Below are 4,007 nucleotides of genomic sequence, written 5' to 3'. Positions count from 1 at the left end.
CCGCCCGGGTGTGGCTTCCCGGCGGGGGGCCGACGGGGCGCCGACCACCCGGCTGGTCGGCGCCTACCGCAAGGGGGAGACCTCGCCTGCGGTGCGCGGTGTGATCCGCCGGCTGCGGGAGGCTGCCGCCGCAACGGCCACGGCCTGAACAGTCGACAACTCAGGCGTCCGGCATGGGCCGGACGCCCCTTCGGCATGCCTCGACGACCAGGTGCCTGCGCCCCTCGACCGACGCACGTTTGTACGCGGATGACGCACTGTCCGTGCAGGTCAGAGGGGGTGTGCCGGGCCTACGCTCGACAGGGTGGCACACACCGTGGCGGCGACCGGCGGCCGCCGCCCGACCGAGGGACAGGCGGAGGAACACATGACAGCGATCAAACACGTGGGCGTCGTGGGCGCGGGCCAGATGGGCCGAGGCATCACCGAGGTGTGCGCCCGGGCCGGGCTGCACGTCACGTTGTGCGACGTGACCGAGGACAGGGCCCGGGCCGGGCTGGCCGGCGTGGCGGACTCCCTGCTGAAGGCGGAGAAGCGCGGTGCCATCGCGCCCGAGGACCGCGCGCACGCCCTGGCCGGGATCTCGGTCACCGAGGACCTCTCCCGCCTGGGCAGGGCGGACCTGGTCATCGAGGCGGCCGTCGAGGACGAGCGGGCCAAGACAGCACTGTTCCGGCAGCTGGGCGAGGTGGTCACGGACCCGGCGGCCGTGCTGGCCAGCAACACCTCGTCGATCCCCATCGCCCGGCTCGCGGCCGCTGCCGGCCGTCCTGAGAGGGTGATCGGCCTGCACTTCTTCAACCCGGTCCCCGTCATGCCACTGGTGGAGATCGTCCCCTCCCTGCACACCTCGGAAAGCACCGGGCTGCGCGTGCGGGACTTCGCGGGCGACATCCTGGGCAAGACAACGATCGTCGCGCAGGACCGCGCGGGCTTCGTGGTGAACTCCCTGCTGGTGCCTTACCTGTTGGCCGCGGTGCGCATGGTCGCCTCCGGCACGGCGACCGCGGAGGACATCGACACGGGCATGACGGCCGGGTGCGCCCATCCCATGGGGCCGCTGCGCCTCGCCGACCTCATCGGACTGGACACCGTGGCGGCGATCGGCGAAGCGCTCTACGAGGAGTACCGGGAGCCGTTGTACGCCCCTCCCCCGCTGCTGCGCCGCATGGTCGAATCGGGTCTGCTGGGCCGCAAGTCGGGGCAGGGATTCTTCGACTACCAGCCCGCCTGACGTCATCGGCGCGCCGCGCGGGCCTCCCGGGGACTCATGCCGTAGGCCGCCTTGAAGGCGTGGCTGAAATGGGCGGGGTCCGCGAAACCCCAGCGCCCGCCGACGGCGCCGACCGGAAGATGGTCCAGTGCCGGATCGGTGAGGTCGCGCCGGCACCGGGCGAGGCGCTGTTCCCGGATCCAGCCCGAGACGGTGTGTCCCCGCGCGGCCAGCAACTTGTACAGGTAGCGGCGGGAGATGCGGTGGGCGGCCGCGATGCCCTCGGGGCTCAGCCCGGGGTCCGCGAGCCGCTGCTCCATGTAGCCGAGGACGCGCTCGGTGAGCAGGTCCGGGCCGGCCTCCGTGGCCCTCCGGTCCCCGTCCGCGTGCTCCGCCAGCAGGGTGCCGACCAGGTCGATCACGTTGTCGGCGAGTCGGGGCGTGCCCCGGGACTCCACGAGTTCCATCTGCCGCGCCAGCCCGTGCAGGAGGGGCAGGACCACCTGCCCGAGCCCGTCGTGGCAGGGCACCGGAGTCGCCGTCACACGCAGCAGGTCACGCTCCGCCAGGGGCAGCATGGTCCGCGGGAACATCAGCACGAGACCGGTGTGGGACTGGTGGAGGTCGTAGGTGAAGGGGCGGCGTGTGTCGTAGACGACCAGTTCCCCCGGCCCCACTTCGGCCTGGCGGTCCCGCTGGGTCAGCACGCCCTGCCCGGTGAGCTGCACCGTCAGCTGCAAGAAGTCGGGTGCGTCGGATGCGATGTGGCGGCGGGTGCGCGCGATGGTGTGCGGCTCGGCCGAGATGACCGACATCTGCACCTGACCGACCTGCACGGCGTGCAGGGACGCCCTGAAGTCCGCGCTCTCGCGCGGCCGGACCTCCAGGGGCACGAGGTTCCGGCTCACGGCGTCCCGCCAGCAGTCCAGTCGCTCGGTGGCCGTACCTTGGCTCGGTGTCGTGATCCGGGGCATGCGGTTCTCCTCCCGGCGGTGCCGGAACCCACGGGAACGGGCTCGGACGGCACTCCTGGCGAGGAATGGTAAGTCTCCCCGGGCGTTCCGCAACCGGCTCGCGGGAAGTGTTCTCAGCCACACAAATTCCCGGTGCTCCCGGACACAAGCAGGTCCCGTGCCACGCCCCACATCATGCGAGCAGTGACCCCGGGGCACCTCGGCCGGTGTCCCGTCCGTCTTCCCGTACCGCCGTATCCAAGGATCCTTCATGTCGACATTGCTCGAGTCCACCGCATCACCCGACCAGGCAGCACGTTGCCGCGTGCTCGACCGCGTCCGGGCGCACCTGCCCGAGATCGCGGCACGTTCCGCCGAGGCCGAGGCCGCCCGTGCCGTCCCGGCGGACCTCATCGCCGCCCTGCGCGAAGCCGGTGTGTTCCGGATGAGCCTGCCCAGGGCATGGGGCGGCGAGCAGCTGGACCTGGTGGAGAGCGCTCGGGTGGTCCGGGAGATCTCATGGGCCGACGGGTCCACCGGCTGGACCGTTCAGGCTGCTTCGATGGCCTGGTTCTTCGTGCGTTCGCTGCCCCACGAGACGCTCGGGAAGGAGGTGTTCGGCGACGGCGCCGACCTGATGCTCCGTGGGGCGATAGCGCCCAAGGGCAGAGCGACGAAGGTTGCGGGAGGCTACCGCCTCAGTGGGCGCTGGCCGCTGGCCAGCGGTTCGTTCACGCCGGACTGGATGCTCGCGGGCTTCGTGGTCGAGGGTGCACCTCCGCTCCCGGACGGCCGGCCGGACATGCGCGTCGCGCTCTTCCGCCCCGAGCAGGCCACGTTCCTCGACACGTGGGACGCCGTGGGTCTGCGCGCCACACAGAGCACGGACTTCACCATGGACGACGTCTTCGTGCCCGAGCGCTTCACCGGGCCGCTGGTGGGTGACAACAACATCCCCGCCCCCTTCTACGGCTTGCCGTACACCGCCACCGGCTCGTCCCACGACGCCGTCATCATCGGCTGCCTGGAAGGCGCGCTGGACGATCTGGCCGAACTCGCCGCCACCAAGCGGCCGGCGTTCGATCCCAGGCTCGTCATCGGTGAGGACCCGGTGTTCCAGGAGAAGTTCGCCGAGCTGCACCTTCGCACGGCGGCATTGAACGCCCTGCTGGAGCAGACCGGCCGTGTCGTCATGGACCGTGCGCTCGCGGGCGAGGAGCCCACCGCCCGCGAATGGTTCGGCTACACCGGCGGCCACCAGCACATCCACCACGAGGGCATCCGGCTCCTCAACGAACTCATGACCCTGTCGGGCAGCTCGGGCCTCTACAGCTCCCATCCCCTGCAGCGCCGCTGGCGCGACGTCCGCTGCGTCTCCCAGCACGTCGCGGGCAACAACGGCTCGCTGCGTCGTCTGGGCGCGGTTCTCTCGGGTCGGGAGGATGTCCGATGAGCGCCCTTTCGACGGCACCGACGGACACCGCCGTGCTGCGCCAGGCGTTCGGTTGCTTCCCTTCCGGGGTGACAGCCCTGTGCGCACTGGATTCGGGCGGGCCGGTGGGCATGGCCGCGAGTACGTTCACGCCGGTCTCTCTTCGGCCGCCGCTGGTGTCGGTCTGTGTCCAGGACACCTCGTCGACCTGGCCCAAGCTGAGGATCAAGAGCCGCCTGGGCCTGAGCGTGCTGGCGGAGGAGCAGGATCCGGTCTGCCGTTCGCTGGCGGGCAAGGGTGGTGACCGGTTCGCAGACGTCGACTGGGAGGCGTCCGAGGGCGGCAGTGTGTACGTCCGCGGCGCCGGCCTCTGGCTGGACTGCTCGGTCTACGCCGAGTTCCCCGGGGC

4 protein-coding genes are annotated in these 4,007 nt (G+C 71.2%); 3 read left to right on the top strand and 1 reads right to left on the bottom strand.

Annotated features, from left to right (window positions below; translation table 11 throughout):
- The first annotated feature begins 367 nt into the window (after window positions 1-367).
- The gene (locus ACFTZL_RS42215) at window positions 368-1,234 is read left to right on the top strand and encodes a 3-hydroxybutyryl-CoA dehydrogenase (RefSeq protein WP_382595121.1); all 867 of its coding nucleotides are present in this window, start codon (window positions 368-370) and stop codon (window positions 1,232-1,234) included.
- A gap of 2 nt (window positions 1,235-1,236) precedes the next feature.
- On the opposite strand, the gene ACFTZL_RS42210 is transcribed toward ACFTZL_RS42215, so the two are convergent.
- Window positions 1,237-2,187: a helix-turn-helix domain-containing protein gene (locus ACFTZL_RS42210; protein WP_382595119.1), complete on the bottom strand. Its 951-nt coding sequence runs from the start codon at window positions 2,185-2,187 to the stop codon at window positions 1,237-1,239.
- 250 nt (window positions 2,188-2,437) lie between these two features.
- Between ACFTZL_RS42210 and ACFTZL_RS42205 the strand changes: the two genes are divergently transcribed.
- Both ACFTZL_RS42205 and ACFTZL_RS42200 read left to right on the top strand, forming a co-directional pair.
- Window positions 2,438-3,619 (top strand): acyl-CoA dehydrogenase family protein, encoded by a 1,182-nt coding sequence (locus ACFTZL_RS42205; protein WP_382595116.1) that lies wholly within the window; start codon window positions 2,438-2,440, stop codon window positions 3,617-3,619.
- On the top strand, window positions 3,616-4,007 hold a 392-nt coding region (locus ACFTZL_RS42200; protein WP_382595113.1), incomplete at its 3' end, for a flavin reductase family protein. The genes ACFTZL_RS42205 and ACFTZL_RS42200, both read left to right, overlap by 4 nt.

The sequence above is a fragment of the Streptomyces sp. NPDC056948 genome, assembly GCF_042674225.1.
GTDB lineage: Bacteria > Actinomycetota > Actinomycetes > Streptomycetales > Streptomycetaceae > Streptomyces > Streptomyces purpurascens.
The sequence above is the reverse complement of the archived record's forward strand: the minus strand, read 5'-3'. Positions and strand labels throughout refer to the sequence as shown.

Bases quoted from the DNA above. Each gene is read 5' to 3' on its own strand.
- ACFTZL_RS42210 (WP_382595119.1), bottom strand. From the start codon at position 2,187: ATGCCCCGGATCACGACACCGAGCCAAGGTACGGCCACCGAGCGACTG.
- ACFTZL_RS42205 (WP_382595116.1), top strand. From the start codon at position 2,438: ATGTCGACATTGCTCGAGTCCACCGCATCACCCGACCAGGCAGCACGT.
- ACFTZL_RS42215 (WP_382595121.1), top strand. From the start codon at position 368: ATGACAGCGATCAAACACGTGGGCGTCGTGGGCGCGGGCCAGATGGGC.